This is a genomic window from Pseudonocardia pini (assembly GCF_013870575.1).
Classification (GTDB): domain Bacteria; phylum Actinomycetota; class Actinomycetes; order Mycobacteriales; family Pseudonocardiaceae; genus Pseudonocardia; species Pseudonocardia pini.
Genome location: NZ_JACBXB010000985.1, coordinates 1 through 1700 on the forward strand (window position 1 = coordinate 1; position 1700 = coordinate 1700).

Here is a 1700-nt window from a genome sequence, read left to right on the forward strand (position 1 = left end):
CTGGACGTAGGCCTCCCGCTCGCCGTGCACCCGCGCGGCCGCGCGCAGGAGGGCGTCCGCCGTGTCGAACACCCCCGCGAGCGGTGGGACCAGGACCGTGCTCGTCACGGCCGCTCGGTCCCGAGGATCACGGTCCCGCTCGAGCAGAACCAGCCGCCCGTGCCGCTGACACACGCCAGCCTCGCGTCCGGCACCTGCCGGGGGCCGCACTCGCCACGCAGCTGGCGGACCGCCTCGACCACGAGGAACAGTCCGCGCTGGCCGGGGTGGCAGGCCGAGAGTCCGCCGCCGTCGGTGTTGGTGGGCAGTGCCCCGCCGAGTCGCAGCCGCCCGTCGGCCACGAACGGCCCACCCTCGCCCTTCTTGCAGAAGCCGAGGTCCTCCATGGTCATGAGCAGCATGTAGGTGAAGGCGTCGTAGATCTCGCAGACGTCGATGTCGTCGGGGGTGACCCCGGCGCGCGCGAACGCCAGCGGCCCGGAGACCGACGCGGGCCCGACCGTCATGTCCTCCCACTGGCTCGTGGACACGTGCGAGACGTTCTCGCCGGTCCCGAGCACGTGCACCGGTGTGCCCGGGAGGTCCTTGGCCCGCTCCTCGGACACGACGACCACCGCCGCGCCCGCGTCCGACCGGATGCAGCAGTGCAGCTTGGTGAACGGGTCGGCGATCATCCGGCCGGACAGCACCTCGTCCACCGTGATCGGGTCGCGGTAGGCGGCCTGCGGGTTGTCCGCGGCGTTGGCCCGCGCCGACACCGCGACCTCGGCCAGCTGCTCGATCGTGGTGCCGAACTCGTGCATGTGCCGCCGCGCCGCCATGGCGTACTTGGCGATCAACGTGTGCCCGTAGGGGGCCTCCCACTGCAGCGGCCCGCGCGAGCCCCAGTTCAGGTTCGCGGTGCGCAGCCTGCGCTTGAGATCGGACTTGGCCGTGGACCCGTAGGTCAGCAGCACGACGTCCGCGTGCCCGGCGGCGATGGCGTCCGCCGCGTGGGCGAGCATCACCTCCCAGGACGCACCGCCGACGGCCGTCGAGTCGATCCAGCGGGGCCGCAGCCCCAGGTACTCCCCCACGTCGATCGGCGCGAGCGTGCCGAGCGAGGTCGAGGCGAGCCCGTCGATCTCGTGCTTGGCCACGCCGGACTCGGCGAGCGCCGCCCGGGAGGCCTCGGCGATCAGGGCGTACGGGTTGGTCGCGAGACCGGTCGGCGAGGCGAGCCCCACCCCGGCGATGACGGCACCGCGCCCCTTCACGACGGCGCTCACTGCGCCGCTCACTGGGCCGCCCCCTGCGCGAGCAGCGGCGCGAGCTGCGCCGTGCGGGACCCGAAGAGCTGGTCGACGACGTGCGCGCGTTTGAGGTACAGGTGCGCGTCGTGCTCGTAGGTGTAGCCCATCCCGCCGTGCACCTGGATGGTCTCCGCGGCGTTGGTGATCGCCGCCCGGCCCGCGACGACCTTCGCGGCACGGACCTGGAACTCGGCATCGGCACGCCCCGACCGCAGGCTGACCGCCGCGAACAGCGTCTGCTGCAGCGCGGCCTCGGCGGCGACCGCCATGTCCGCGCACCGGTGCTTGATCGCCTGGTTGACCCCGATCGGGCGGCCGAACTGGATGCGCGCCTTGGCGTGCGCGGTCGACAGGTCCCGCGTGGCCTCCGCGATCCCGACGAGCTGGGCGGCGGCCAGCACCGCCCCG

Annotated in this window: 2 protein-coding genes; both read right to left on the minus strand. The window is 73.6% G+C overall.

The window, feature by feature from the left end; translation table 11 throughout:
• Window positions 1–104 precede the first annotated feature (104 nt).
• Window positions 105–1268, minus strand: coding sequence for an acetyl-CoA acetyltransferase (locus H5J29_RS31640; RefSeq protein WP_220188183.1), 1164 nt, complete (start codon window positions 1266–1268; stop codon window positions 105–107).
• 8 nt (window positions 1269–1276) lie between these two features.
• A partial coding sequence (locus H5J29_RS31645; protein ID WP_281376153.1) for an acyl-CoA dehydrogenase family protein occupies window positions 1277–1700 on the minus strand: 424 nt, incomplete at its 5' end.